General features: G+C 42.8%; 26 protein-coding genes and 1 CRISPR repeat array. Of the genes, 6 read left to right on the forward strand and 20 right to left on the reverse strand.

Translation table 11 applies throughout. The features are described from left to right. The first annotated feature begins 31 nt into the window (after positions 1–31). A CRISPR array of direct repeats spans positions 32–2,160; the repeat unit is 28 nt; unit sequence TTTCTAAGCTGCCTATACGGCAGTGAAC. 283 nt (positions 2,161–2,443) lie between these two features. From flgL to flgB, 11 genes are all read right to left on the reverse strand, one after another. Then, positions 2,444–3,379: a flagellar hook-associated protein FlgL gene (flgL, locus tag PSF31_RS06665; protein ID WP_036957851.1), complete on the reverse strand. Its 936-nt coding sequence runs from the start codon at positions 3,377–3,379 to the stop codon at positions 2,444–2,446. Between the two features lie 28 nt (positions 3,380–3,407). Beyond that, a complete protein-coding gene (gene flgK, locus PSF31_RS06670; RefSeq protein ID WP_094961176.1) occupies positions 3,408–5,051 on the reverse strand; it encodes a flagellar hook-associated protein FlgK in 1,644 nt (547 codons plus the stop codon). A gap of 141 nt (positions 5,052–5,192) precedes the next feature. After that, positions 5,193–6,173, reverse strand: a complete 981-nt coding sequence (gene flgJ, locus PSF31_RS06675) for a flagellar assembly peptidoglycan hydrolase FlgJ (RefSeq protein ID WP_096864715.1) — start codon at positions 6,171–6,173, stop codon at positions 5,193–5,195. Beyond that, complete coding sequence (locus PSF31_RS06680) at positions 6,173–7,276, reverse strand: flagellar basal body P-ring protein FlgI (RefSeq protein ID WP_096864714.1); 1,104 nt, start codon at positions 7,274–7,276, stop codon at positions 6,173–6,175. The genes flgJ and PSF31_RS06680 overlap by 1 nt, the downstream gene beginning before the upstream one ends. A 35-nt stretch (positions 7,277–7,311) precedes the next feature. After that, the gene (locus tag PSF31_RS06685; protein WP_004255652.1) at positions 7,312–8,094 is read right to left on the reverse strand and encodes a flagellar basal body L-ring protein FlgH; all 783 of its coding nucleotides are present in this window, start codon (positions 8,092–8,094) and stop codon (positions 7,312–7,314) included. A gap of 70 nt (positions 8,095–8,164) precedes the next feature. Next, entirely contained in the window at positions 8,165–8,947 is a 783-nt protein-coding gene (gene flgG / locus PSF31_RS06690; protein WP_004255657.1) for a flagellar basal-body rod protein FlgG, read from the reverse strand. Positions 8,948–8,965: 18 nt separating this feature from the next. After that, on the reverse strand, positions 8,966–9,721 hold the full coding sequence (locus PSF31_RS06695) for a flagellar basal body rod protein FlgF (RefSeq protein ID WP_004255659.1): 756 nt from the start codon (positions 9,719–9,721) through the stop codon (positions 8,966–8,968). A 15-nt stretch (positions 9,722–9,736) separates the two neighbouring features. Further along, positions 9,737–10,957, reverse strand: a complete 1,221-nt coding sequence (flgE, locus tag PSF31_RS06700; RefSeq protein ID WP_096864713.1) for a flagellar hook protein FlgE — start codon at positions 10,955–10,957, stop codon at positions 9,737–9,739. 27 nt (positions 10,958–10,984) lie between these two features. Next, positions 10,985–11,842, reverse strand: a complete 858-nt coding sequence (locus PSF31_RS06705; protein ID WP_094961172.1) for a flagellar hook assembly protein FlgD — start codon at positions 11,840–11,842, stop codon at positions 10,985–10,987. 12 nt (positions 11,843–11,854) lie between these two features. Continuing rightward, the gene (gene flgC / locus PSF31_RS06710) at positions 11,855–12,259 is read right to left on the reverse strand and encodes a flagellar basal body rod protein FlgC (protein WP_096864712.1); all 405 of its coding nucleotides are present in this window, start codon (positions 12,257–12,259) and stop codon (positions 11,855–11,857) included. A 5-nt stretch (positions 12,260–12,264) separates the two neighbouring features. Continuing rightward, complete coding sequence (gene flgB / locus PSF31_RS06715; RefSeq protein ID WP_004255669.1) at positions 12,265–12,678, reverse strand: flagellar basal body rod protein FlgB; 414 nt, start codon at positions 12,676–12,678, stop codon at positions 12,265–12,267. A 237-nt stretch (positions 12,679–12,915) separates the two neighbouring features. Here flgB and flgA point away from each other — a divergent pair, with 237 nt between their 5' ends. The 3 genes from flgA (at position 12,916) to PSF31_RS06730 (ending at position 14,662) form a co-directional block, all read left to right on the forward strand. Next, the gene (gene flgA, locus PSF31_RS06720; protein WP_096864740.1) at positions 12,916–13,554 is read left to right on the forward strand and encodes a flagellar basal body P-ring formation chaperone FlgA; all 639 of its coding nucleotides are present in this window, start codon (positions 12,916–12,918) and stop codon (positions 13,552–13,554) included. Positions 13,555–13,909: 355 nt separating this feature from the next. Then, positions 13,910–14,212 (forward strand): flagellar biosynthesis anti-sigma factor FlgM, encoded by a 303-nt coding sequence (gene flgM, locus PSF31_RS06725; protein WP_096864711.1) that lies wholly within the window; start codon positions 13,910–13,912, stop codon positions 14,210–14,212. A 9-nt stretch (positions 14,213–14,221) separates the two neighbouring features. After that, positions 14,222–14,662, forward strand: a complete 441-nt coding sequence (locus PSF31_RS06730) for a flagella synthesis protein FlgN (RefSeq protein ID WP_096864710.1) — start codon at positions 14,222–14,224, stop codon at positions 14,660–14,662. A gap of 46 nt (positions 14,663–14,708) precedes the next feature. Here PSF31_RS06730 and PSF31_RS06735 read toward each other — a convergent pair whose 3' ends face one another. The 3 genes from PSF31_RS06735 to flhB all read right to left on the reverse strand — a co-directional run bounded on the left by PSF31_RS06735 (position 14,709) and on the right by flhB (position 18,463). Further along, on the reverse strand, positions 14,709–14,987 hold the full coding sequence (locus PSF31_RS06735) for a helix-turn-helix domain-containing protein (RefSeq protein WP_004255684.1): 279 nt from the start codon (positions 14,985–14,987) through the stop codon (positions 14,709–14,711). Between the two features lie 232 nt (positions 14,988–15,219). After that, positions 15,220–17,319 (reverse strand): flagellar biosynthesis protein FlhA, encoded by a 2,100-nt coding sequence (flhA, locus tag PSF31_RS06740; protein ID WP_004255687.1) that lies wholly within the window; start codon positions 17,317–17,319, stop codon positions 15,220–15,222. Beyond that, positions 17,312–18,463, reverse strand: a complete 1,152-nt coding sequence (gene flhB, locus PSF31_RS06745; RefSeq protein ID WP_004255688.1) for a flagellar biosynthesis protein FlhB — start codon at positions 18,461–18,463, stop codon at positions 17,312–17,314. The genes flhA and flhB overlap by 8 nt, the downstream gene beginning before the upstream one ends. A gap of 263 nt (positions 18,464–18,726) precedes the next feature. Between flhB and PSF31_RS06750 the strand changes: the two genes are divergently transcribed. Genes PSF31_RS06750 through PSF31_RS06760 form a run of 3 tightly spaced genes read left to right on the forward strand, consistent with a single transcriptional unit; the run spans position 18,727 to position 19,835 of the window. Continuing rightward, the gene (locus PSF31_RS06750; RefSeq protein ID WP_004255691.1) at positions 18,727–18,954 is read left to right on the forward strand and encodes a type II toxin-antitoxin system CcdA family antitoxin; all 228 of its coding nucleotides are present in this window, start codon (positions 18,727–18,729) and stop codon (positions 18,952–18,954) included. Then, on the forward strand, positions 18,954–19,262 hold the full coding sequence (locus tag PSF31_RS06755; RefSeq protein ID WP_004255694.1) for a CcdB family protein: 309 nt from the start codon (positions 18,954–18,956) through the stop codon (positions 19,260–19,262). Before PSF31_RS06750 ends, PSF31_RS06755 begins: the two co-directional genes overlap by 1 nt. A gap of 15 nt (positions 19,263–19,277) precedes the next feature. Next, entirely contained in the window at positions 19,278–19,835 is a 558-nt protein-coding gene (locus tag PSF31_RS06760; protein ID WP_096864709.1) for a hypothetical protein, read from the forward strand. Positions 19,836–19,877: 42 nt separating this feature from the next. Here PSF31_RS06760 and PSF31_RS06765 read toward each other — a convergent pair whose 3' ends face one another. From PSF31_RS06765 to PSF31_RS06790, 6 genes are all read right to left on the reverse strand, one after another. Beyond that, the gene (locus PSF31_RS06765; RefSeq protein ID WP_232062951.1) at positions 19,878–20,195 is read right to left on the reverse strand and encodes a helix-turn-helix transcriptional regulator; all 318 of its coding nucleotides are present in this window, start codon (positions 20,193–20,195) and stop codon (positions 19,878–19,880) included. An 86-nt stretch (positions 20,196–20,281) separates the two neighbouring features. Next, positions 20,282–20,920 (reverse strand): protein phosphatase CheZ, encoded by a 639-nt coding sequence (locus tag PSF31_RS06770; protein ID WP_004255702.1) that lies wholly within the window; start codon positions 20,918–20,920, stop codon positions 20,282–20,284. A 24-nt stretch (positions 20,921–20,944) separates the two neighbouring features. Continuing rightward, entirely contained in the window at positions 20,945–21,337 is a 393-nt protein-coding gene (cheY, locus tag PSF31_RS06775) for a chemotaxis response regulator CheY (protein ID WP_004255705.1), read from the reverse strand. A gap of 41 nt (positions 21,338–21,378) precedes the next feature. Then, positions 21,379–22,446: a protein-glutamate methylesterase/protein-glutamine glutaminase gene (locus PSF31_RS06780; RefSeq protein ID WP_094961164.1), complete on the reverse strand. Its 1,068-nt coding sequence runs from the start codon at positions 22,444–22,446 to the stop codon at positions 21,379–21,381. Next, a complete protein-coding gene (locus PSF31_RS06785; RefSeq protein ID WP_219144476.1) occupies positions 22,446–23,282 on the reverse strand; it encodes a CheR family methyltransferase in 837 nt (278 codons plus the stop codon). Before PSF31_RS06785 ends, PSF31_RS06780 begins: the two co-directional genes overlap by 1 nt. A gap of 133 nt (positions 23,283–23,415) precedes the next feature. Continuing rightward, on the reverse strand, positions 23,416–24,984 hold the full coding sequence (locus PSF31_RS06790; protein ID WP_096864707.1) for a methyl-accepting chemotaxis protein: 1,569 nt from the start codon (positions 24,982–24,984) through the stop codon (positions 23,416–23,418). Positions 24,985–24,995 lie beyond the last annotated feature (11 nt).

The following is a 24,995-nucleotide window of genomic DNA, read 5'->3' on the forward strand; positions in this document are numbered from 1 at the left end:
GCCGACATGAGCGAGGTTACGGTTCTAAGTGTTTCTAAGCTGCCTATACGGCAGTGAACAATGCGGGGTTTCTCGTGAGCTTGGCGCTGAATTTCTAAGCTGCCTATACGGCAGTGAACTGTTTGCTGCTTCCTGTGTGATAAATGCTACATTTCTAAGCTGCCTATACGGCAGTGAACCTTCAGCGCATTCGTGATGATTTCTTTCATCGTTTCTAAGCTGCCTATACGGCAGTGAACGATATAATCCAACGATTGAAGTCACAGGTGCTTTTCTAAGCTGCCTATACGGCAGTGAACTCGCATATGAAGAGTGTGATTTCTTCGATAGTTTTCTAAGCTGCCTATACGGCAGTGAACGCACGTGCTCATTTCGGCGTGAATCGTGAGGATTTCTAAGCTGCCTATACGGCAGTGAACTGTAGAGATACGACGCTGAAAAATGGCAATTTTTTCTAAGCTGCCTATACGGCAGTGAACATAAAAGGGGACTCAAAAGCTCAACTGTATATTTTTCTAAGCTGCCTATACGGCAGTGAACATTTGCTGCATTGACGTTCGGGTAAGATTTACTTTCTAAGCTGCCTATACGGCAGTGAACTTGTAGTTCAAGAGCGTGACTCAACACTATCATTTCTAAGCTGCCTATACGGCAGTGAACTTTACCGTTATACGCACCATCACTACCATCAATTTCTAAGCTGCCTATACGGCAGTGAACTTACAGCAACTGCACAACAGACAAACTATAGTTTTCTAAGCTGCCTATACGGCAGTGAACGAGTCGCAAAGCGTTTATAGCGATGATGAAATTTTCTAAGCTGCCTATACGGCAGTGAACAGCTAGGGGTAATTGTCCTGCAATTCATGAGATTTCTAAGCTGCCTATACGGCAGTGAACTTAATACCTGGTCAATTCGGCACAAGTGATTATTTCTAAGCTGCCTATACGGCAGTGAACAAGGAGTTAGTATCACAAATAGCGCTTGCGGTTTTCTAAGCTGCCTATACGGCAGTGAACTTTAGCATAACCCGTTAACTCATAGAGTTCTTTTTCTAAGCTGCCTATACGGCAGTGAACTTACTAAATTTCTCTCTACACTTTCCCCATGTTTTCTAAGCTGCCTATACGGCAGTGAACCTACCCCAGGGGATTATGTGTTTGCATCAAGATTTCTAAGCTGCCTATACGGCAGTGAACAGTTTGCTTGCGCTTGTCCACGCTTATCACTGTTTCTAAGCTGCCTATACGGCAGTGAACACACAGATCCATTACCCCAAACCAAACTATCATTTCTAAGCTGCCTATACGGCAGTGAACTATTCTACGACGGTTCTTGGTACATATACCGATTTCTAAGCTGCCTATACGGCAGTGAACTAAGGAAGAATGACATCTTTCAAATCTATAAATTTCTAAGCTGCCTATACGGCAGTGAACGTTAAAAGAAGGTGACGGCGCGGAATTAGTTGTTTCTAAGCTGCCTATACGGCAGTGAACGCTTTATTTAATTGTGGCTTACTAAAATCACCTTTCTAAGCTGCCTATACGGCAGTGAACTACTCAGCATAGTCACTTCCGTTTGTGTTTACTTTCTAAGCTGCCTATACGGCAGTGAACATGTACCAAGAACCGTCGTAGAATACGATTTGTTTCTAAGCTGCCTATACGGCAGTGAACATGTTCTCTAACATCATCGAGTATTTTAATAATTTCTAAGCTGCCTATACGGCAGTGAACTATTCTTAAAATTGCTGGTGGATTTCTAGCACTTTCTAAGCTGCCTATACGGCAGTGAACACTCAGATGAAGAACGCGCAGCAATTTTAGACTTTCTAAGCTGCCTATACGGCAGTGAACACTGGGTTCATTTTCTGACTCTACTATGAACTTTTCTAAGCTGCCTATACGGCAGTGAACGTGTTTACACGCTTGAATACATTCCTACAGGTTTTCTAAGCTGCCTATACGGCAGTGAACCTTACCGTTATAGGCTCCTTCACTATCTTCAATTTCTAAGCTGCCTATACGGCAGTGAACTTTCTAATATAAGCATGAAGCTTACCGTTATATTTCTAAGCTGCCTATACGGCAGTGAACATCCTACGCACCCATCTGTTTTTACTAGAATTTTTCTAAGCTGCCTATACGGCAGTGAACTATAACAAAAACAGAATAAAACAAGTAAAAACAACTGACTAGCTTTAAAATACAAAAAATACCTTTGTTTTTAGTGAATCTTATAACTAATTGTTAAATCAGCGGATTTTTAAAGAGCAAAAATGAAAGGTCAAATAAGGGTAAAACAAAAGCAAATTTATGCAATATAAAAAAGACACAATAATAAACTCAAATCCCCTTTTTGTGGTGACTAAAAATCCCCAAACAAAAAACCGCGCTTGAATGGCTCCAAAGCGCGGTGAGTAAAAAGAATATTAAATAATTAACGGCTGCCGAAAAGTGACATGCTGTTTAAGTCTTTAAAAATACTTTGTGAGGCTTCAAACATCGCTTTTTCTTTATAATAATCTGTGGTGGTGCCAGTCCAGTTAGTTTCTAACAACTCACTTTTGCGGGCCGCATTTTGAATCGAGCGCGTATCCGCTAAAAAATCTAATTTATCAATTTCTTGTAATTGTAAGCCTTGCTTAGCTTCAATATTAGAAATTTGATCTAATGCGGACTTGATGGCTCGGTTCGCTTCACCTAACTCAGCTTGCGCTTGGTCTAAATCTGCTTGTGGTGCGCCTTGCAATGGCTTTTTCAGTGATTCGATACCGGTGTTCAGCGCTTTAAAAATATTGACCACATTATTGCTATCGGTTTCAAACACTTGTGCGCCAGTGAAATAAGTCGTCATCTCACGGTCACTCGCCACATTCTGCATAATCGCTTTATCGCCACCGTGATACAACACATCACCGTTAGCATCAATTTCAAATGGCGGTTTATCTGATTTAAAACCTGCGAAAATATATCGACCATTCCCATCAGTCGAATTACCTAACGCCACTAATTGTTCTTTCAAACCCGTTAGTTGCTCAGCCAAAGTATTACGGTCTTTATCGCTTAAAGCACCTTGGTTTGATGCCTGAATAATGGTGGTATCAATTTGCGTCGTCACATCTGTCATCTGAGTCAAAATACTCATCTGCAGCGTCATTCCTGTTTTGGCAAACCCACGACTGGCAACATACTGTTGATTTCGGTTCTCTGACTGGTTAATCCGCACCGCTTGCGAAGACGCTTGAGGGTCATCAGAAGGCTTGCTTACACGCTTACCAGAAGCTAATTGACTTCCTGCATCCATCCAACGCGCTTGAGCACTGTTCATGTCTTGTAAGCGTTGGTGATAAATCATGTTGGTACTTAAACGCATCGCTAAATCCTTATCCTATCGCTAATATTTAGAATGCACGCATTAATGCGTTAAATAAATCATCCACCGTTTTTAATACTTGCGCATTGGCATTGAAAAACTGTTGGATTTTCTGCATCTGAATACTTTCTTCATTCATATTCACGCCCGAAATAGCTTGTTCTTGCTCATAGAAGCTCTCGGTCATTTTGTTCTGTGTTTCAGAATCAATTTGCGCTTGTTTAGTTTTACTGCCCACATCATTAACTAATGTCGCATAGAAATCAGAGAACGTAGAACTACCATCAATCAGTTTTTCGTCTTGCAGTTTAACCAGTTGTTTAATGTTTTCATTATCACCTGGGCCACTGTCTTTACTTCCAGCCGCCGCAAAATCGGATGCATTGCTGACCAAGGTCTGCATACCGTTGATTACACCACTTACTGGTTTTACCAAGAATGAGTCACCTTTTGACATACCAGTACTGTTGCTGATTTTGATCTCTAAACCATCAAACTTCAGTGTACCTGCCGTATTTGAATCCACAGGAACATTAATACCTTCTGGCAAACGTGTGACATTCCATTCATTGCCGTCAAAGCGCATTTCGTAGTTATTACCTGTGACTTTAGACACATCGCTATAACTGAGATCAAAGTCTGCTTTACCACTATTATGAGTGTTGCTAACAACAGAGCCTTTACCAATTTCAAAGAAGTCTTTACCGGTGTTGCCGTTGGCATCGTACCCCTTGCTGTGCACTTCATTGAATTTGGTCGCAAAAACCAATGCTAATTTATTGAGTTTTTGATAAGCCGGGTCCATAACTTCTTGACGAGAACGCAAGATACCGCTGAGTTCCCCACCACGGAATGACTCATCAGGAATTTCCCGTGCTTGGCCATTCGCGCCCACAAAGCCAATGCTAAAACGGCTATCATCTTTAGAAGAAGGGACGGCTTCTAAGCGATTCGCTTTTTCACCCGTGACTAACGGTAAGCCATTAGCAAACGTCACGTTATAGTTACCGTTTTGTTCGATAACTTTGACACCAACTAATGAGTTAACTTCATTAACTAAACGGTCACGCACATCTAATAAATCGTTAGGTTCAGAACCACTCACAGAACGGATCCGCGAAATTTGCTGGTTTAAACCCGCAATTTTTTCAGCGTAAATATTGATATCTTTCACTTTATTTTCTATCTGGTGATTAATATCCCGTTCCATTTCCTGCAAACGACGATCCGCTTCTTTAAACTGGCCTAATAATGCATTTGAGTTTCCTAAGAAAACGTCAATCAAGGTTTTGTCACTTGCATCGCTGGAGGCAGCGTCTAACGCGGTGAAGAAGCTACCAATATTACTTGAAATATCTTCAATATCATTAGTAAGCAAATCATCAACTTTATTGCAGTTCTTAACGTATGCCTCATAGTCACCGCTACGTGCGCGGGATTGGCTGTACTGCGCATTGATAAATTCGTCAAACTCACGGCGAACATGGCTGAAATAAGTGCCGTTACCAAAATAGCCATTAGGTGTCATCGTACCGGGATTCTCCCCGAAAACAGCACTTTGGCGATGATAGTAACCCACACCTGCGTTAGCTAAGTTGTTAGAAATAACACTTAACCCGCCTTGTGCAGCATTCACACCACTGAGCGCATTATTCATTACATTGTTCAGCATAAGCTTTTCCTGTTCTGGATGCTTATCGCCATCATTGGCTGACACAATGAAAGCGATAGCAACGCAAATTATTTAGAGCATATTTGGTTATCGGAAATTCAGCGTAATTATTTAGTCCAAACGCGCAATAATTCCGGATTTTTAGAAAATATCGTTTAAGTCTATGGTATATGCCTGAACAGCCCTTGATGCAGAGGTATTCGCCGCGGGTTGATGACCACGTATCTGGTTAATCAAGGTGATCAGTTTGTCCGAATAACCTGGGTCTGTGGCATACCCGGCTTGATGTAAACGGCGCGCAGCAATCTCTGGTGTTGGCGCTTTTTTGACGTCTTTGTAACGCGGGTTTTCCGTCAATAAATTGATATAATCGGCAATCGCCTCTTCATAAGAGCCATAAACGCGAAAATCATCCCGCATTTTGATGGTTTTTCCGTTGATCACTTCTGTTGTCATAATATTCGTGACGGGCCCTTGCCAGTTTTTTCCCGCTTTTATACCAAACAGGTTATGGCTGGTTTTTCCATCTGATTTCAGAATTTCTCGCTGGCCCCAACCACTTTCTAATGCCGCTTGTGCCAATAGCAGAAAATGTGAAATACCACTGTTTTGGCTTGCCGCTTTTGCAGGTTCAATTAAACGGCTAATAAAATTACTGCTATTAAGCGATAACGCTTTGATTTTTTGGAATGGTGCCGATAATACATCGCCCATTGGTGTAAAATGGCGCATCATTTGTTCCATATTAAATGGCGGTAATGATTGCACTGTTTTTTCATCTAACGGCAACAGGCTATTGGATGTGGGCCCACTTGACGTGTGTTGGTCTCGTGTAAGCTGCTGATACATCATTTCCCCGAAACCTAAACCTTTTTGCGACAGGTCCTGGGCGATTTGTTGGTCATACATACTGGTGAGCATGCGTGTTTGGTCGCTGGAAAATAAGCCATCTTGTGGGAGTGCGTCACGCATACTTTTTAGCATCAATTGAACGAATGTTGCCTCAAGTTGCTGCGTGACATGGCGCAGCCCTTGCTCCGAATTTTTATTCAGTTCACCTTTTAACTGCCCCAGTGACTGTAAATCAAATGCGGCACCTTGCAATAGCTGCATGTCACTCATTAGATGATCTCCAGTTTTGCACGTAAACAACCCGCACTTTCCATCGCTTGCAGTATCGACATCAAGTCGTTTGGCGTTGCACCGAGTGTATTTAGGGCTTGAATAACTTGGTTTAATTGCACACTTGCGTTGACTTTTTGGAGTGCCCCACCCTGATCACGTACCCCAACATTCGTATTACGAGTGACTACGGTTTGCCCACCTGCAAATGGGGTGTCCGGCTGGCTCACTTGAGTTTGTCTTTCGACTGTGACCGCTAAACTACCGTGTGCAACAGCACAGCTGTCTAGTGTTACACTGCGGTTAATCACCACAGAACCAGTGCGTGAATTGAGGATCACTTTCGCTTCAGCCACTGGCGCCCGTACATTAAGCTCCTGTACCCGTGCTAAAAAACGCACTTGGTCACGATTATTAGCTGGAACCAGTAACTGTACTGTTCTTGAATCTAACGCAGACGCCGTCCCCATACCGCCCATACGGTTAATTGCATCCGCAATATCTTGTGCCAATGTGAAGCTATCTTCGTTTAATTGCAGGTTAATTGCCCCATTTTGCCCAAAACTGCTCGGTAATTCGCGTTCGATAGTTGCTCCACCGGTAATACGGCCGCCATTGAGTTGATTGACCTTAATACTACTGCCGCCGCCACTGGCACCCGCACCACCCACTAAGATGTTACCTTGAGCCATCGCATAGATTTGCCCATCAACCCCTTTTAAGGGAGTCATCAACAACGTACCGCCACGTAAGCTTTTCGCGTTACCCATTGAGGAAACCACAATATCCACGGACTGACCAGTACGCGCAAAAGGCGGCAATTTTGCGGTGACCATGACCGCCGCCACATTTTTTAATTGCATATTGGTACCCGGCGGCACCGTAATCCCCATTTGCGACAGCATGTTATTCAAACTTTGAGTGGTAAATGGAGTTTGCATGGTTTGGTCACCTGTCCCATCGAGACCCACAACTAAACCATAGCCAATCAAGGCGTTATCTCGCACACCTTGAACGGTGGTTAAATCTTTAATACGCTCACTGTGTGCTGAAAAAGTGAAGCAAAAAAATAGTGATAGCAAAATTAATACTTTGTTTTTCATTAAATTATCTCGGCTGTTTTCTCGCTAATGTTTAATTAATAAGGCGAAACATTTAAGAAAAAGCGTTGTAGCCATCCCATGTTTTGCGATTCGTTAATATAACCGTCACCCACATATTCAATGCGTGCATCAGCGACTTGTGTCGAGCTCACATGATTGTCTGAGCCGATAGTGCGCGGGTTAACCACTCCTGAGAAACGAATCGACTCCGTCCCCTGGTTTATCGCAATACGTTTCTCACCAACCACATGTAAGTTACCGTTCGCCAATAATTGGTCTACAGTGACAGTGATGGTACCTTTAAAGGTGTTATTGGCATTGGCACCGCCTTTGCCGCTAAAGTCACTGTTACCTTTAATATCTAATTCTGTGTTTTTACCGCCAATCCACCCTTGCATGAAACCCGGCAATATCGCAGCTAAGAAACCTGTTTTCCCACTACGGTTGGCATTCGCTGAGGAGTTTTTGCTCGCACTCACGTTTTCTTGCAAGTTAATGGTTAAAATATCTCCAACATTACGAGGCCGCCGGTCTTCAAATAATGGCTGATAGCCATAATAAGCGGGTTGCGCACTTTGAAATATCGAGCCATTGGGTGCTGGTGCTGTCGGTGCTGTTGGGATTGCCGTGGTTTGTGTGTCCACTAATGGACGCGATTTGATTTGTGCACAACCGCTGGTAACTAAGACCAAAATGGCAAGTAACCCTGCCTGTTTAGGCGCTATGAAACGCGTTAGTAACGCTGCTTTTTGCTGTTGAGAAATCGTGCCGCTTTCAATCATCATGTTACTCTTTTGCTGCTGTGTACGTTTTATCATCACGAAGAGATCCCTCTCATTGATAACTCATCACTATCGCAATGAGTTATTTTTACGTATTTTTTACCAATTACAATTGCGTTAAGCGCTGTAACATTTGGTCAGAAGCGGATACCGCCTTACTGTTGATTTCATAAGCACGCTGAGTTTGGATCATGTTGACCAACTCCTCTGCCACATTGACGTTAGAGGTTTCTAACATGTTTTGATAAAGTAAACCGGCGCCATTGGTCCCCGGTGCGCTCTCATTTGGTGCGCCGGAACTTGCGGTTTCCATATACAGGTTTTCACCCATACTTTCCAAACCAGCATCATTAATGAAGGTGGTTAATGTAATTTGGCCAATTTGCTGTGGTTGGTTATCGCCATAGACGGTAATGGTCACGGTACCATCGCGCGCAATCGACAAGCTATTCGCGTTATCGGGGATCATAATCGCAGGAACGATTTGGTAACCACTTGAGGTCACTAACTGGCCATCTTGGTTTGGTTGCAATGCGCCATCACGGGTGTAAGCATCCGTACCATCAGGCATTTGCACATGTAAAAAACCTTGGCCTCGGATAGCGATATCGTTGGTATTTCCTGTTTTATTTAATGCGCCTTGCGCATGAATACGCATGGTGGCAACAGGGCGCGAACCCGTTCCCATTTGTAAACCGGATGGTAACGAGGTTTGTTCTGAACTCATGGCACCCGGCTGACGAATATTTTGGTACATTAAATCTTCAAAAACAGCGCGTTGGCGTTTGAAACCATTGGTACTAACGTTGGCTAAGTTATTAGAAATAACATCAAGGTTAGTTTGTTGAGCATCAAGCCCTGTTTTAGCAATCCATAATGAGCGGATCATAATAATTCCTTACTGTATTTAGCTAACCGCGAGCAGTTGATTGGCGCGTTGTGCATTTTCATCAGCACTGCGGACAACTTTCATTTGCATTTCAAAGTGCCTTGCATTGGCAATCATCGAAACCATGGCTTCTGCGGCATTGACATTACTGCCTTCAATCACCCCCGCAGTGACAATGCCTCGTTCGCTTTGTGGCAAAGCATTGCCATTTGCCGCTTGCCCTTGTGGTGATAAATGAAACAAACCGTCTTCGCCACGGATCAAGTCCTGCGGCTGTGCTTCAACCACTTTCAAGCGCCCAATTTGCCCTAACATAGTCGGGGGGTCAGTCGCCAAAAGCGCAGTAACGGTACCGTCAGCGCCAATAGTTAACTCCGCATTTGGCGGAACGTTAATCGGCCCGCCATCACCTTGTAAGCGGCGCTCACCAATAACAAGCTCACCTTCACTAGACACTTGAATGTTACCGTTACGGGTATAAGCTTCTGTGCCATCGGCTAATTCAACAGCCAAAAAATGCTTATCATTTAATGCAACATCGGTTTGCTTACCCGTATAATTGAGTGGCCCTTGGCTCATATCAGCGCCGGGAGTAGATGCCACCACCAGCGTTCTGGTTTGCTCGCTGTCACCATGTATCGGCACGGCACGCATTGCGGACAATTGCGCTTTAAAGCCTGCGGTTGACACATTGGCAATGTTATTTGAAACAATCGCTTGGTTTTCCAGCGCATGACGCGCTCCTCCCATCGCGGTATAAATGACGTGATCCATGGCCACCCTCTTGTTTTATCGTAAGTTAACCAGCGTCTGTAACATCTGATCTTGTGTTTTGATGGTTTGCGCGTTTGATTGGTAATTACGCTGCATCACAATCATGCTGATTAACTCTTGGCTCATATCCACGTTAGAAGATTCCAACGCACCACTGGTTAATTTTCCGAACTGGCCGACACCCGGAACGCCGTCCATTGGGTTACCTGACGCATTGGAAGAGGCCCAAACGTTGCCACCTTGGGATACCAGACCATTTGGATTTGCGAAAGCAGATAACGCCACTTGGCCAACCACACGTTTTTGTTGGTTGGAATAGTTAGCAGTAATTAAACCGTTATCTTCGATTTTAAAGGTGGTGTATTCACCGGCAGGATAGCCATTCACATCAATCGCACTAACGGAAGACTCGCTGACTTTTTGTTGACGAGTCTTACTTAAATCAACGTTTAATATTCCATTATCAGCGCCATTTAACCCGTTATACGCGAAAGCAAATGTGGCTTTATCTGCGTCTTTTAACTTACCATTACCATCAAACTCTAGTTCACCCAGTTTTTTAGCTTCAGTTTCGTTAGCGTCTTTCGCATAAGCGGTCCATTTGTTATCTGACTCTTTAACAAAGTACACTGAAATTTCATGGGTATTACCTTGACTATCGAAAGCGGTCATTGTGGTGCTAAAGTTATACGTTGCTGAATCATCAGGCTTTGTGATGTCAAATTTCTTATCTTTAACTTTATCTTCAGAATTAAGGTTTATCGTCAGTTTCGCTAACTCAGATTTTTTCGCATCCATCATATCCGTTGGGATATTCAAGCCTTCAGGTACACCACCACTTTGGATGGTAACATTGCCTTTTTCATCAACACTCGCAGGGTAACCTGTGACTACCATCCCTTGGTTATTCACTAAATTACCGCTTTTATCGCGTAAGAATTGACCATCTCGGCTGTAATAAGTATCACCGTTTTGGTCTTGTACACGGAAAAAGCCATTTCCGGAGATGGCAACGTCTGTTGCTCTATCCGTACGCGTGATTGGACCATCTTTAAAATTTTGTGTCACCGCGGCCACATTAACGCCTAGGCCAACACCTGAACCTGCAAACATATCTGCAAATGAGGTCGTCGCCCCTTTAAAACCATTTGTTGCGGAGTTGGCAATATTATTACCAATTGAATCAAGCCCCGCTGAGGCTGCATTTAAGCCACTGACTGCTTGTGAAAAAGACATATTTTCTCCATGAGTATTGGGGGTAAATTAAGAAGATGGATAAACTTTGAAAATGCTGCTCAGCGGGACGCTTTGCCCAATGCCAACATCAAGTAATGGTGCGTCAGCTCCAGGAGTCACACCGTTAACACGGGTATACCCCAGTTTGGTCACTTCGATTTCAGCTCCTGAACTAACAGCTTTCACATCAAAGTAATATTTTCCTGTTGTATCGGTGACTAAGTTCCCGTTGTTATCACGGCCATCCCATGCCATATCATAGATATCGGGTTTAACTTCCGTATCATAGGTAATGGTTCGCACAACCATTCGGTTTTTATCGCGAATGGTAATTTCAACGTTGTCCGCCAATTTCGGCAAAAAGAAGCCAAACGGCGAGGAAATATATTCAGATTGCGGCTCTTCAGTGCCCTCTTCACCTTCAATGGCATCTTTGTTACTTAATCCAAACATTGAAGGGCTATTTGGGCTGATGCCTTCGTCTGGAAGCGGGTTTGATGGCTTAATCACATTGCTGTCTTCACCTGTGCTCGCTTTTTTGAGCGGCGCTAAGATGATTTCATTGCGCGGAATAAGCACACCTTTACCAACCAGCTGAGTGGCTTGCAATGACTGACCTGAACCAATTTGTTGGGAAATACCACTCACGCTATCACTGAGTTTATTCATACTCTCAAGTGTCGCTATTTGCGCCAATTGGCTGGTTAAATCCGTATTTTCCATTGGTTTTGTTGGGTCTTGGTTTTGCATTTGCGTGACAATCATTTTTAAAAAAGTGTCACGCATATCGTCACTTTGACTTTTCTTTGGCACATTACTCGCAGCTGGCTGAGGGCCAGCTGTCGTATTATCCAAAGAGTCGTACATTGTGGCTGCAACTCCCATGAAAATGCTCCCTTACTGGCCTATAGTCAGTGTCTTTTGCAGCAATGTTTTTGCTGTATTCATCACTTCTAAGTTAGCTTGATAGCTACGAGAGGCTGAAATGGTATTGATCATTTCACCAACCATGTCGACATTTGGCATTTGCACATAGCCTTTTTCATTCGCTGACGGGTGACCGGGCTTATATTCCATACGGGGTGGCGTAGGGTCTTCTATCAGCTCACTCACACGCACGCCTCCCACTTCGTGACGCCCTTGTGGTGCCATTTGAAAAACAACTTGTTTTGCGCGATATGGTTGGCCATCTGGCCCCACGATACTTTCTGCGTTGGCCATATTGCTCGCACTGACATTCAAACGTTGAGATTGCGCAGTCAATGCCGATGCGGAGATATCAAAAATACTTAGTAAAGCCATGGCAATTACCCTTGCTGTAAGACAGCCAACATACTTTTGACGCGGCTATTGATAAATGTAAGGTCGGCCTGATATTTCAGGGTGTTATCTGCGAATTGGCTACGTTCAATGTCCATATCTACCGTATTACCATCCATTGAGGTTTGGTAAGGAACACGATATTTCAGGTCAATATTTGGCGCTTTGCCCCCTCGGCCTTCAATATGCCCTTTCGAAGTGACAGCAAGAGTCACACCTTTTCCCCCTACCACACCTTTATCCATGGCTTGTTGAAGTTGACGATTAAAGTCAATATCACGTGCTTGGTAGCCGGGTGTGTCGGCATTAGCAATGTTTGAAGCTAATACAGTCTGCCTTGCTTCGCGTATTGACAAAGCCTGTTGCTGGAAAGCAAACGTGGCGTTTAATTTATCAATCATAGTGGTCCTCAATGGAGATAACGCGATCCCTGAATTTGAACGTTCGCGAGTAAAAATTAAAATTCGACCCGCATATCTTAGCGGCCTACTAAAAAATCTAATGGCGGGATAAAGGCAAAATAATTGACCTATTTGGCTCATTCATTATTACGCAGCTGCGTAAACTGCAATTGTGAAAAAGTTTGCTTACTGGGGGGATAAAACGGGATGTATTACACTAAAAAATTGCCTTTATATATGGTAATCAGTTTGTTAGGTCTTACTCCAGCGCTTTCTCAAGCGTCATTACCCCAAGATATTAACCATTATTTTCGCCAAATCCATGGCAAGAAAACCCACGTTTCAATCGAAATTAAAACGCCAATTGAACGTTGGCCCATTTGCGAGAAGCCACAAATCAACCCACCTATTGGCGGGCGTAATATGGGGAATGTGTCCCTTCCTGTGCAATGTGGTAAAAAAAAGCAATTTATTCAGCTAACAGTGAATGTGACAGGCCAGTATTACGTGGCAACACGCAATATAAATAGAGGGGAATCCATACAATTTGTTGATATCGGAACCAAAAAAGGCTTATTACATAAACTCCCTGCAGGTGCAAGTACAGACAAAATCGCACTTCGCGGAGCAATAGCTCTGCGTAATATTCCAGCAGGTCAAACATTCACAAAATCAATGACAAGGCAACCTTGGGCAATAAAAGCAGGGCAAACCGTATTTGTATTCGCCAGTGGTGATAATTTTTCAGTGAAATACGAAGGAAGAGCAATAAATAATGCCACTGCTGGCCAAAATACCCGCGTACGATTGTTAAATGGGCAAGTTGTAAATGGGGAAGCGCTAGAAAATGGCAGCGTTCAAGTGGCATTAAAATAAAGCGCCCCCGCTTGTACTCTAAATAATTCGAGTAACAGCTAGGCGACAAGTGAAGAGAGGCCGATGAGCATACATGAGTATGTGATTCGGCGAGCTGAGCGCAGTCAACAACGCTGCAACTTGAAGCATCACGAGTATATACTCTAAATAATTCGAGTAGCAGCTAGGCGACAAGTGAAGAGAGGCCGATGAGCATACATGAGTATGTGATTCGGCGAGCTGAGCACAGTCAACAACGCTGCAACTTGAAGTATGACGAGTAGTGCAATATTTTGTAACACTATATACACTAAAGATTCATAAACATAAGCCGATAACTGACATATGAAAAAAATCGGAAATAGGAAAATACATTATGGCTATTGAGCAAACATCTGCAATTTCTGCACTGACTCAGGTGACAAACCGCGATCCGCAAGATGCGGCAGCCCCGATGCGGGATAAAAAAGTATCTGCCGATGAAATCGTTAAAGAGAGTTCTTTTGTTCCTAGTGAGCTGCAGAAAAAATTATTGCAACCTCAAGCTAGTGATATTAATCACGCTAAAGTTGAACAAATTAAACAAGCAATTAAAGACGGTACTCTAAAAATGGATGCAGGGAAAATTGCTGATGGCATTTTGCGTGATGCCCATGAATGCATGTTATCAATGAAATAAATAATCACTATGACTGACGAATTACTGATATTACTAGAGCAACAACTCGCTCATTTGAAATCATTACAAATAGTGATGAAAAATGAAGAGCTATTACTAGGTTATCACCGTGTGCCGCCTTCGCCTTTTCAGGAAACCACTGAACAAAAACGGTTTTTAGTTGCTGCTATCGGCCATGGTGAAACAAACCGCTTAGCGTTAGAAGCACAAGCTGAGATCAGCGCACCTTATGAAGGCAATGATGCACTAATGGGTATATGGGAAGCTATTAAAACCTTAACCACAGAGCTAAAAGAGCTGAATTATCGTAATCACCAAATGCTGCAACTGCATATTGAGCTGAATGCTCAGCGCCTAAACTTTGTGAAAAAACATAATAACCAATCCACTTATGGTGCTGATGGTTTAGAGTCAAAGCACCCTGCATTAGGTAAGAAAATTTCAATTTAAGGTGTGTTTTGTCTTTTTAAACTAAAAAGGATTATCCTTGCATTTATTAGATAATAAACACCTTTTCATCAATTAATGTGAGTAGCCTTAATGCTGCACCATTTGGTTTAATTTCCCCTATTTCCCATTTGGAAACACTTTCCTTGGTCATATTTAATATCAAAGCGAGAGAAGACTGAGAAATATTATTTTGCTCACGAATACGTTTAATATCCTCTCCTGTCATAGGCTTAGGATTAGTGAATTTTTTCTTGAGCTCTTGTGCTTTTATCCGCACCTCGATACGGCGAGCCGCAGTACCATCAGCAGCACCAATTGCTTCCATTCTTGAGAAAATTTCAGTAACTCATTTATTTTATTACTCATAATGAATCCCCACCAACAGGTTAGCTTCAGCCCACCATAATTTTTACTATAGTAAAAATTACCATGTACAAGAAAAAAATATATCCTAATTAAGCAAACCCATGGAATAAAAAAAGAGGAAAATCACACATCATGTTGGCGATTTTCCTCTTTTTAATACTGTACCTAAATGTCAAATAATACCGATAAAATTAACTACCACTGATCATCGACGTCATTCTTATCTTACGGTGGTCCGTCATTTCTAAATTCGACATGACCACCAGCTGCGGCAGACTGCGGCGCAAGAAACGCGATAAAATCAAACGTAAACCATGGTTAACTAATAATACCGTTGGCGCGCCCATCGCTTCTTGGTGAGCGACAGCTTGCTCCGCTTGAGTTTGAATGAACTGCGCCAAGTTCGGCTCTAACCCACCGCCGTTCTTCGCGGCTTGCAGCAAAATCTGCTCAAGGCTAGCCTCTAAACCAATCACTTGAATTTCTTCTGCATTACCAAACCACTGCTGTGTAATTGCTCGCCCTAATGCAATGCGCACTTGGGATGTTAAGTAATCAGTATCTTTGTTTTCCCCATTTTCTCCTGCCATTTCAGCCAAGGTTTCAATGATGGTACGCATATCGCGGATCACCACATCTTCCATTAATAAGTTTTGTAAAACGCGGTGCAAAATCGTTAATGAAATCGTATCTGGGATCAGGTCATCTGCCAATTTTGGCATCTCTTTTTTCACGCGGTCATACAACATTTGGGCTTCTTGGCGGCCAAATAAGGTGCTCGAGTTTTGCAGTAAAATTTGATTAAAGTGAGTAGCCACTGCAGTACTCGCGGATACCACGGTATACCCTTGGATTTGTGCTTGCTCACGCAAATCATCATCAATCCAAATGGCGGGTAAACCAAATGCTGGCTCTTTAGTGACATCCCCTTGTAACGACCCAGCCGCATTACCTGGGTCAATAGCCAGACTACGCCCTGGCTGTGCTTCCCCCCGCCCAACTTCTGCACCTTTGATCAGAATTCGGTATTCACAAGGGGAAAGCGCTAAGTTATCGCAAATATGTACGACAGGTGGTAAATACCCCACTTCTTGAGCAAATTTCTTACGTAAACCACGTAGTCGCCCTAATAATTCACCTTGCTGGTCATTATCGACTAATGGGATCAACCGATACCCCACTTCCATCGCCAACAAGTCTTCTAGTTGAACGTCATCCCACGTGGCTTCAACCACTTTATTGGCTTCTTGAAAATGCTGAGATTGGCTATTATCCCCCGCACTACTTTCGGGTTGTTGGGATTTGCGGACTAAATACCAACCAAGGGCAGCCAGTGCCGCGGTAAACAGTAAAAATACAAAGTTAGGCATACCCGGTATTAAACCGATTAAACCTAGAACCCCAGCGCTCAACCACATCACTCTTGGGTTATTGAATAGCTGAGTGACCATTTGTTCACCCACATCTTCATCTGTTGCCACACGAGTGACAATAACCCCAGCAGCGGTGGAAATAATCAAAGCTGGAATTTGCGCGACAAGCCCATCACCAATAGTCAGCAAGGTATAGGCACTGGTGGCATCTCCCAAAGACATATTGTGCTGGCCTACACCAACGATTAACCCGCCAACCACGTTGATCACCATAATCATGATCCCCGCGATAGCATCTCCTCGCACGAATTTACTCGCACCATCCATCGAACCGTAAAAATCTGCTTCTTGCGTAACCTCCGCACGACGTTTTTTCGCTTCATCATCATTAATGATACCCGCGTTCAAGTCGGCATCGATGGCCATTTGCTTACCCGGCATGCCATCTAACACAAAGCGAGCGCCCACTTCCGCGATACGCCCTGCCCCCTTAGTGATAACCATAAAGTTAATCAGCACAAGAATAATGAATACCACAATACCGATGGCAAAGTTACCGCCCACCAAAAAGTGACCAAAGGCTTCGACAACTCGCCCAGCAGCATCTGGCCCTGTATGGCCATCTAACAGGATAATTCGCGTCGAGGCGATATTCAAAGAGAGGCGCAATAAAGTTGCAAATAGCAAAATGGTAGGAAATGCCGCAAAATCTAATGTGCGCTTTGTGAACATCGCCACTAATAACACCATAATGGAAAGTGCAATATTAAAGGTAAACAGTAAATCCAATAAAAAAGCCGGTAATGGCAATACCATCATCGACAGGATCATTAATATCAGAACAGGGCCGGCCAGTATTTGCCACTGCGTTCCTTGTAAATTTTTCGGCAATTTTAATAATGAAGCCAAATTAGCCATCTCGATTGTTATCTCCAGCAAAGTCCAGCGTCGGTGGCACTGGTAAATTTTTCGGTTTTTTTGGTCTGAGCCCACCTTCTCGGCGCCAGCGGCGCAACTGGTAAACCCATGCTAAAACTTCTGCAACTGCCGCATATAGTGCAACAGGAATGCTTTGGCCTATCTCCGCATGGCGGTATAGCGCACGAGCAAGAGGCGGTGCTTCTAACTGTAATATTCGGTGCTCTTCACCAATTTCTTTGATGCGCTGAGCTAATACTCCAGCTCCTTTCGCTAATACTTTGGGTGCCCCCATTTTTTTGTCGTCATATTTAAGGGCGACCGCATAGTGTGTTGGGTTAGTGACGATAACATCTGCATTCGGAACATCCGCCATCATTCGGTTACGCGCAATCGCACGCTGCTGTTGGCGAATTTTGGCTTTAATCTGCGGGTCACCCTCTTGCTGCTTGAATTCATCTTTAATTTCCTGACGGCTCATGCGCAATTTTTTCAAATGGGAACGAAACTGATAGAAAACATCAAAAGCCACCATTGGGATAAGCAAAAATACGATTAAATATCCCGCAAAAATCACTTTCTGTAATGCATTACTTAGCGCCGTAACGGGTGATTCCATCACTAAATGCAGTAACGATGGCCAACTTTGCCAAAGAAAAATAAACGCCCCCAACCCCACAAATAACGATTTCAAAACCGCTTTAAATAACTCAGATAAGGCATTCATCGAAAAAATACGTTTTAGCCCTTTGATTGGATTTAACTTTTTCAAATCAAATTTAATCAACTTGCTATTAAAAACGAGCCCACCGACTAACGATGACGCAGAAATTCCAACCAAAGCTAACCCGCCAATGACAGGTAGTAAGGCAAATAACGCCTCACTGACCACACGCCCTAAGTAACTGATCATCAAGCCAGTATTTTGTAAATAGTGGCCATCAAAAATAAAACCCTGGCGAGTAATTTGCCGCAGTTGTGCCGCGAGGTGTCCACCACTTAGCCATAGCAAGCTCACGCCTGCTAACATCATCATTAGCGAGCTAAGTTCTTTTGAACGAACGATTTGCCCATCATCTTTGGCTTTTTGCTTTTTATGGGGCGTGGGCTCTTCGGTTTTTTCTACATCACTCTCGTCGGACACCGCGGTTCCAAAATGTAATGAAAATACGAGTTATCGCTATAGCATGACAGAGTGTAAAAAAATCAATGGTGGAAAATAGACGCAGTTCAAGGGGGTTATTTGGCTATTGAGCAATAAGGCGGCAATTTTGCGAAGGGTTTCGCAAATAATCGCAATAAATTAAAGATACTCTGATAATGGCAATATTTGTTGATAAAATCCCTATCGTGATCGATGAGCTGTGCTAAAGTACACGTGTCATAACACGTGTATAAGGGGCATCTATGAACAGAACAAAAAAAACCGTCAGTGTCACTGTCGCGCCTGAACTCTACGAACAAGCAAGGCGGGCTAAACTTAACTTATCAGCAATACTGGCTTGTGCCTTACAAGCTGAATTAAAACGCCTCGAAGCGCAAAAATGGAAAAATGACAATGTCGAAGGCTTTAATGAGTTAAACAGGATAAATGAAGAATATGGATTACTCTCAGATAAATACAAGGATTTTTAATGCAATATTGCCTCTATCAAAACCGAGAAGATACGGTCAAATACCCATATTTACTGGATATTCAAAGTAACATTATTGATATATTGAATACTCGTTTAGTCATCCCGTTATTCGATAGCAGGCTAGTTAAAAAGCCATTACCTGTACGCTTAAATCCACAATTATCAATCAACGGGCAGGTTTTTATTTTAATGACTCACCAAATGGCTTGCGTCCCTCATTCATTATTAGGGAAAGAAATCGTTGACTTAAGTAGCCAACGAGACACCATTAAACACGCAATTGACTTACTGATTGATGGCTTTTAACAATGAAGGGTTATTATGGATATTTGTCACCTTGTTGCCCCTGATATCACTTTAGAAGATGCCCCAAAAGAAGCCTTACGTATGCTTAATTGGCTAAAACATCAAGGTATTATCGACCCTGACTTTCAAAGTATCGAGTATGGTGAAGTGATTTATCGTCCTACCCCCGCTCACAAAGAACCCATTTTGTACGTGATTAATGATGAAATCGTCCCAACTCAACTTCCTGAAGATACGCTAAAAAACTACCTGTCTATCGTGACAGAACGAACAGTTTTTCATGCAGGGGGAAATGGCCTTGGTATTTATTGCCCACAATGTAATCAGGAACAAAGTGAGCATAGCCATGCATGGAGTGATACTGTTACGGATTGGTATGAAGGAAAACCAGAAAATCTCGCTTGTTTTTATTGCGATTTTCATGGCTCACTTAATGAATGGCAATTTGACCCTCAATGGGCATTCGGCAATTTAGGTTTTAGTTTTCATAATTGGGATATACGCGATAATTTTGTCGAGCAATTTGAGCAAGTTCTCGGTAGTAAAATCATTGCTGTTTATCAACATGATTAGCAATTAAATTGTTCAGCTGAATATTCATAGGCTCTATATAATTCAAGGTTTAGAGGAAAAATCCAAGGTAATCCGCATCCCCACCGCTTCTGCATATTTTAATAATGTGCCTAATTTTGGGTCGAACTGCGCTTTTTCCAAACGGGACACGTTCTGCTTCTGAGTTTGCATTTTTTCCGCAATTTGAATTTGGGTTAAATTATTGGCTAAACGCGCTTTTTTGAGTTGATTAATTAACGCCTGTCTCATCTGTAATTCAGTAGAGCACTCATTAATATCTCCATCATTTTCTTGAACTATTTCTTTTAGTTCTTTTTTTTCTTTAATCACAAAAGTAGAAATTAAATCGTTATTTATCATTGCAATCCTCTCCTTGTAACGCAAATACAATAAAACTACCCTAACCCTATGTAATTAGAGTAGTTAAATTAAAAACTTGTCGGCGATTAGAAGCCCAGCTCATCAAGCAAATCATCAACTTGAGACTGTGATGCCATCACATTCACGCCTTCTTTATTGATTTGTGGGCCATTGAGCAAACTTTCGTTTTGCGTTTTCGCACGCATTTCAGGTGGTGTATTTTCCATTAACAGTGCGAGCAGTTGTTTTTCAGCTTCTTCAACCACTTCCATCATTTTTTTGATGACTTGCCCTGTTAAATCTTGGAAATCTTGCGCCATCATGATTTCCAACAGCTCTGCTTTGGTAGTTTCGCTGTCTTGGATCACTTGCCCTAAAAAGGCTTCTGTTGACTCACGCAATTGTGCAGGAACCGTATCTCCAGTTGTTTCTTGCCACTGCTGTTGCAGCCCCTGTGCATTTTTATTCATTTCCACTTGCAGTGGCTTGATGACATCAATGCCATTTAAAGTTTTTTCTGCCGCTTGCGCCGTCATTTGGGCGATATAACGCAGCCTGTCTTTTCCATCTGGAATACTCGCCACTGCCTGTTGAACGCTTTTTTCTAGACCCAATTCGCGCATACTTTCACGCAGCGTTCTCATTAGCGTACCAATGCGCGTAATGACTTGTTTTAAATCATCATTACCATTGCGAATACCTTCCATACCCACTTGCTCAGTCATGAAAATCTCCTTTGGCACGCACTGTTATTGCAGCCCCATTTTTTCAAATACTTTATTCAGTTTTTCTTCTAAGATAGCGGCAGTGAACGGCTTAACGACATAACCACTCGCACCCGCTTGTGCAGCGGCAATAATATTTTCTTTTTTCGCTTCTGCTGTCACCATGAGTACTGGGATATGCTTCAAGGCATCATCACCACGAATGGTTTTAAGCAACTCAAGGCCATCCATGTTTGGCATATTCCAATCAGCAACAACAAAATCGATGCTGCCTGTACGGATTTTTTCTAAAGCATCAACACCGTCTTCTGCTTCTTCTATTTTGTTAAATCCGAGCTCTTTTAATAAGTTACGGACGATACGTCGCATTGTAGAAAAATCATCGACAACCAAAAAACTGAGATCTTTAGCGGCCATAACCACTCCTTCAAAATACAATTGTGAATTCCTGTCACGGTTTAAACCGTGACAGAAGAAAGTCTTGCTAAAACACTTGGGGCAATCTTGAGAATATCTTGCACCTCATCCGCAGCCCCCAATTCAATCGCCGCGCGAGGCATACCAAACACCACGCAACTACTTTCGTTTTGTGCGTAAGTGATAGCCCCTTGCTTACGTAAATTTAATAGCCCTTTCGCGCCATCCATCCCCATCCCTGTCAATAAAATGCCAATACATTTTCGCCCAACACATTGAGCGACTGAATCAAACAACACATCAACAGAAGGACGATGCCGGTTAACAGGTTCGCTTTGTTGCAAAATAACTTGAAATCCCTTGCCTTTATCCGCAATCAACATGTGCGAATCGCCTGGTGCAATATATGCATGGCCTTTTTGTAATAGTTCGTTGTGTTCAGCTTCTTTTACGGTCAATACACAGAGCTTATTTAAGCGATCAGCAAAAGAACGCGTAAAACCCGCTGGCATATGTTGAGTGATCACTACCGGAGGGCATTCATGAGGTAACATTTCCAGAAATTGCCGTATTGCCTCCGTTCCTCCGGTCGATGCGCCAACCGCAATCACACGGCTATTGCAAACATAGGGAGAGAGTGCTTTCGCTTGAGAAACTGGCTCATTAACCTTTTTGTCAGGGCGGGCAAAGCGGCTGCGCTGAGTAATTTTAGACATGGCTGCTGCGCGAATTTTCTCACCAATAATATCGCGATAACTCATCATGGTTTCGCGGATACCAATTTGTGGTTTCGTGACAAAATCCACAGCACCTAATTCCAGCGCTTTTAACGTCACTTCCGAACCTTTCGACGTTAATGTTGAAACCATTACCACAGGCATTGGATGCAAGCGCATTAGTTTTTCTAAGAAATCAATACCATCCATTCGCGGCATTTCCACGTCTAACGTGATCACGTCCGGTTCATGTTGTTTGATTAAGTCACGTGCAACATAAGGGTCTGGTGCAGTATCAACCACAATCATGTCTTCGTGACTATTAATAATTTCGCGCATTAATTGGCGCATCAGTGCTGAGTCATCCACACATAGCACTTTAATCTTTTTCATTACCCCCTCCTCGCCGCTTGCAAGCTATAGACGGTTTGCCCTTTAATAACGAAACTTTGTGATAACTGCGATAAATTTTCGGAATGCCCGATAAAAAGTAATCCGTCTGGCTTAAGCAATGGAACAAAGCGCTCTAACATTTTAATTTGCATTTCTTTATCGAAATAAATCATGACATTACGACAAAAAATAGCGTCAAACCGATGTTGCATCTGCCAGTCATGGTCACTCAAGTTTAAGTAACGAAATTCAATCATTTGGCGCAATGCAGGTTTGACTCGTGCATAACCGTCAAATTCACCAACCCCTTTCATGAAATAACGTTGTCGCTGTAATGCCGTTAATGATTTCAGCTCTTCTATGCGGTACACGCCTTGTTTCGCTTTTTCTAGCACTTCCGTGTCAATGTCACTGGCAATCACTTTGGCATTGATGGCATTCGGCCCAAGTACATCACTTAATGTCATTGCTATCGAATACGGCTCTTCTCCTGTTGAAGATGCGGCACACCAAATATTAATGGCGCTATTTTTACGCGTACGAACAAAGTCCGCTAACGTCACAAAATGGTGCGGTTCACGAAAAAACGCAGTTAAATTTGTCGTCAAAGCATTCACGAAAGCTTGCCATTCTGCATGGTGAGGCTCACGCTCTAACATCCGCAAATAGTCGGAAAAATTGTCGATATTACAATCACGTAACCGCTTTAACAGCCGGTTATAGACCATATTTTTTTTATTCATGGTGAGGACAATGCCTGATTTTTTATGAATAAATCGACAAACCCGACCAAACTCATCATCAGTCAGTGGTTCTACCTGTGGTACAAAAAGCATCGTACTTGTCGTCCTATTCAATAAAAACCCAGAGGCAGCCAGTTATTTGGCTGCCTTTTAGGATGGATAACCTAATGAAAAATAACCAGTTACGGTTATCCACCGAAAATTCAGAAACGAATTTTCACAACACTTAACGCCGATTACGATTTAAATGACTTTCGGGTAATTCAAAGAATGCAACCGTATCAACTAAGTTGTTTGCTTGGTCTTCTAACGCCGCCGTCGCACTGGTCGATTGTTCCACTAATGCCGCATTTTGTTGTGTCACTAAATCCATTTGGCTTACCGCTGTGGCGACTTGCTCAATACCACGGCTTTGTTCATTGGAAGCAGAAGCAATGTTGCCCATTAATTCAGTAACTTGGTTAACAGCTGCAACTAACTCACTCATGGTTTCCCCCGCTTCATTAACAAGCTGAGAACCTTGGCTCACTCTACCGACAGACTCATCAATCAAGGTTTTAATTTCTTTTGCCGCTTCCGCACTGCGCTGAGCTAGCGCTCTAACTTCACCAGCAACCACAGAAAATCCGCGCCCCTGTTCACCTGCTCGAGCGGCTTCAACGGCAGCATTCAATGCTAAGATATTGGTTTGGAAAGCAATCCCATCAATCACACTAATAATGGCACTGATTTTTTGTGAGCTATTAGAAATGGAAGTCATGGTGTCAATCACGTCTTCGGTGATCTCTCCACCTTTCGTTGCGGTTTTCGATGCACTAACAGCAAGTTCACTGGCTTGACGTGCGTTATCCGCATTTTGCTTAACGGTTGCTGTCAACTCTTCCATACTAGCCGCAGTTTCTTCGAGTGATGCCGCTTGCTGCTCAGTGCGTGAAGATAAATTATTATTACCTAACGCGATTTCACGAATACCGGTATACATTTGGTCAGTGTTTGAACGCAAGGCGGTCACTGAAGTCACTAAAGACTCCTGCATATCCTTTAGTTTGCCAAATACCTCACCGATTTCATCACGGGTCGTCACTTCAATTTTCTGATTGAGTTTACCATCAGCCACTAATGCAAAGTGCTCTCCCATACTCCTCAGTGGGTTAATTACTTTACGTTTCATCCAATAATGAGCAAATGCAATAACCGCGATGATAATGACGATCACTGAGCAAAATGAGCTCCAAGCGAAGGTGTTATACATTCTTGCTGCCGCAAGAGATTCGTCGCTTTCAGCATTCAGTAATTCAAGGTATTCCTCAACAACTTGCTCCAACTGATCCTGGTTTTCTTGAGCAGGAAGTTCAATATAGGCTGCAATATCGTTATTATCTAAATGTGTTTTTAATGCTTTGAGTGTTAAGACAAATGCTTGATACCGAGCCTCTAAAGCCGCAAGATTTTCTTTCTCACTTAAAAGAGGCTGGTTTTTAAACATAGTGTAGTCTTTCTCAGCTTCTGCGAGTAATTTGTCAAAAGTCACTCTTGTTTCTTCAATCAATGGTTCATTACCACCGACTTTATGCAGCAATGCAATTTGAGTTAGGCTATTGCGTGCTTGCATTAGGTGCTTATTGGTTTCTTCAAGCATCGAACGCTTATCAGACCCCAAATCAATGCGCTCTAAGGATTTTAATTCGCTTACAACAATCCCAACAGAAACCCCGCTAGACACAATCTGCATCCCACAAAATAAAATGAGAAGAAGATATAAACTCACCGAAATCCGGATATTTTTACCAAACATAGAAATCCCCA

Origin of the sequence: Providencia sp. PROV156 (assembly GCF_028480905.1) — a bacterium.
Taxonomy (GTDB): Bacteria; Pseudomonadota; Gammaproteobacteria; order Enterobacterales; family Enterobacteriaceae; genus Providencia; species Providencia hangzhouensis.

Bases quoted from the DNA above. Each gene is read 5' to 3' on its own strand.
- flgL (WP_036957851.1), bottom strand. From the start codon at position 3,379: ATGCGTTTAAGTACCAACATGATTTATCACCAACGCTTACAAGACATG.
- flgK (WP_094961176.1), bottom strand. From the start codon at position 5,051: ATGCTGAACAATGTAATGAATAATGCGCTCAGTGGTGTGAATGCTGCA.
- flgJ (WP_096864715.1), bottom strand. From the start codon at position 6,173: ATGAGTGACATGCAGCTATTGCAAGGTGCCGCATTTGATTTACAGTCA.
- PSF31_RS06680 (WP_096864714.1), bottom strand. From the start codon at position 7,276: ATGAAAAACAAAGTATTAATTTTGCTATCACTATTTTTTTGCTTCACT.
- PSF31_RS06685 (WP_004255652.1), bottom strand. From the start codon at position 8,094: ATGATAAAACGTACACAGCAGCAAAAGAGTAACATGATGATTGAAAGC.
- flgG (WP_004255657.1), bottom strand. From the start codon at position 8,947: ATGATCCGCTCATTATGGATTGCTAAAACAGGGCTTGATGCTCAACAA.
- PSF31_RS06695 (WP_004255659.1), bottom strand. From the start codon at position 9,721: ATGGATCACGTCATTTATACCGCGATGGGAGGAGCGCGTCATGCGCTG.
- flgE (WP_096864713.1), bottom strand. From the start codon at position 10,957: ATGTCTTTTTCACAAGCAGTCAGTGGCTTAAATGCAGCCTCAGCGGGG.
- PSF31_RS06705 (WP_094961172.1), bottom strand. From the start codon at position 11,842: ATGGGAGTTGCAGCCACAATGTACGACTCTTTGGATAATACGACAGCT.
- flgC (WP_096864712.1), bottom strand. From the start codon at position 12,259: ATGGCTTTACTAAGTATTTTTGATATCTCCGCATCGGCATTGACTGCG.
- flgB (WP_004255669.1), bottom strand. From the start codon at position 12,678: ATGATTGATAAATTAAACGCCACGTTTGCTTTCCAGCAACAGGCTTTG.
- flgA (WP_096864740.1), top strand. From the start codon at position 12,916: ATGGTAATCAGTTTGTTAGGTCTTACTCCAGCGCTTTCTCAAGCGTCA.
- flgM (WP_096864711.1), top strand. From the start codon at position 13,910: ATGGCTATTGAGCAAACATCTGCAATTTCTGCACTGACTCAGGTGACA.
- PSF31_RS06730 (WP_096864710.1), top strand. From the start codon at position 14,222: ATGACTGACGAATTACTGATATTACTAGAGCAACAACTCGCTCATTTG.
- PSF31_RS06735 (WP_004255684.1), bottom strand. From the start codon at position 14,987: ATGGAAGCAATTGGTGCTGCTGATGGTACTGCGGCTCGCCGTATCGAG.
- flhA (WP_004255687.1), bottom strand. From the start codon at position 17,319: ATGGCTAATTTGGCTTCATTATTAAAATTGCCGAAAAATTTACAAGGA.
- PSF31_RS06750 (WP_004255691.1), top strand. From the start codon at position 18,727: ATGAACAGAACAAAAAAAACCGTCAGTGTCACTGTCGCGCCTGAACTC.
- PSF31_RS06755 (WP_004255694.1), top strand. From the start codon at position 18,954: ATGCAATATTGCCTCTATCAAAACCGAGAAGATACGGTCAAATACCCA.
- PSF31_RS06760 (WP_096864709.1), top strand. From the start codon at position 19,278: ATGGATATTTGTCACCTTGTTGCCCCTGATATCACTTTAGAAGATGCC.
- PSF31_RS06765 (WP_232062951.1), bottom strand. From the start codon at position 20,195: ATGATAAATAACGATTTAATTTCTACTTTTGTGATTAAAGAAAAAAAA.
- PSF31_RS06770 (WP_004255702.1), bottom strand. From the start codon at position 20,920: ATGACTGAGCAAGTGGGTATGGAAGGTATTCGCAATGGTAATGATGAT.
- cheY (WP_004255705.1), bottom strand. From the start codon at position 21,337: ATGGCCGCTAAAGATCTCAGTTTTTTGGTTGTCGATGATTTTTCTACA.
- PSF31_RS06780 (WP_094961164.1), bottom strand. From the start codon at position 22,446: ATGAAAAAGATTAAAGTGCTATGTGTGGATGACTCAGCACTGATGCGC.
- PSF31_RS06785 (WP_219144476.1), bottom strand. From the start codon at position 23,282: ATGCTTTTTGTACCACAGGTAGAACCACTGACTGATGATGAGTTTGGT.
- PSF31_RS06790 (WP_096864707.1), bottom strand. From the start codon at position 24,984: ATGTTTGGTAAAAATATCCGGATTTCGGTGAGTTTATATCTTCTTCTC.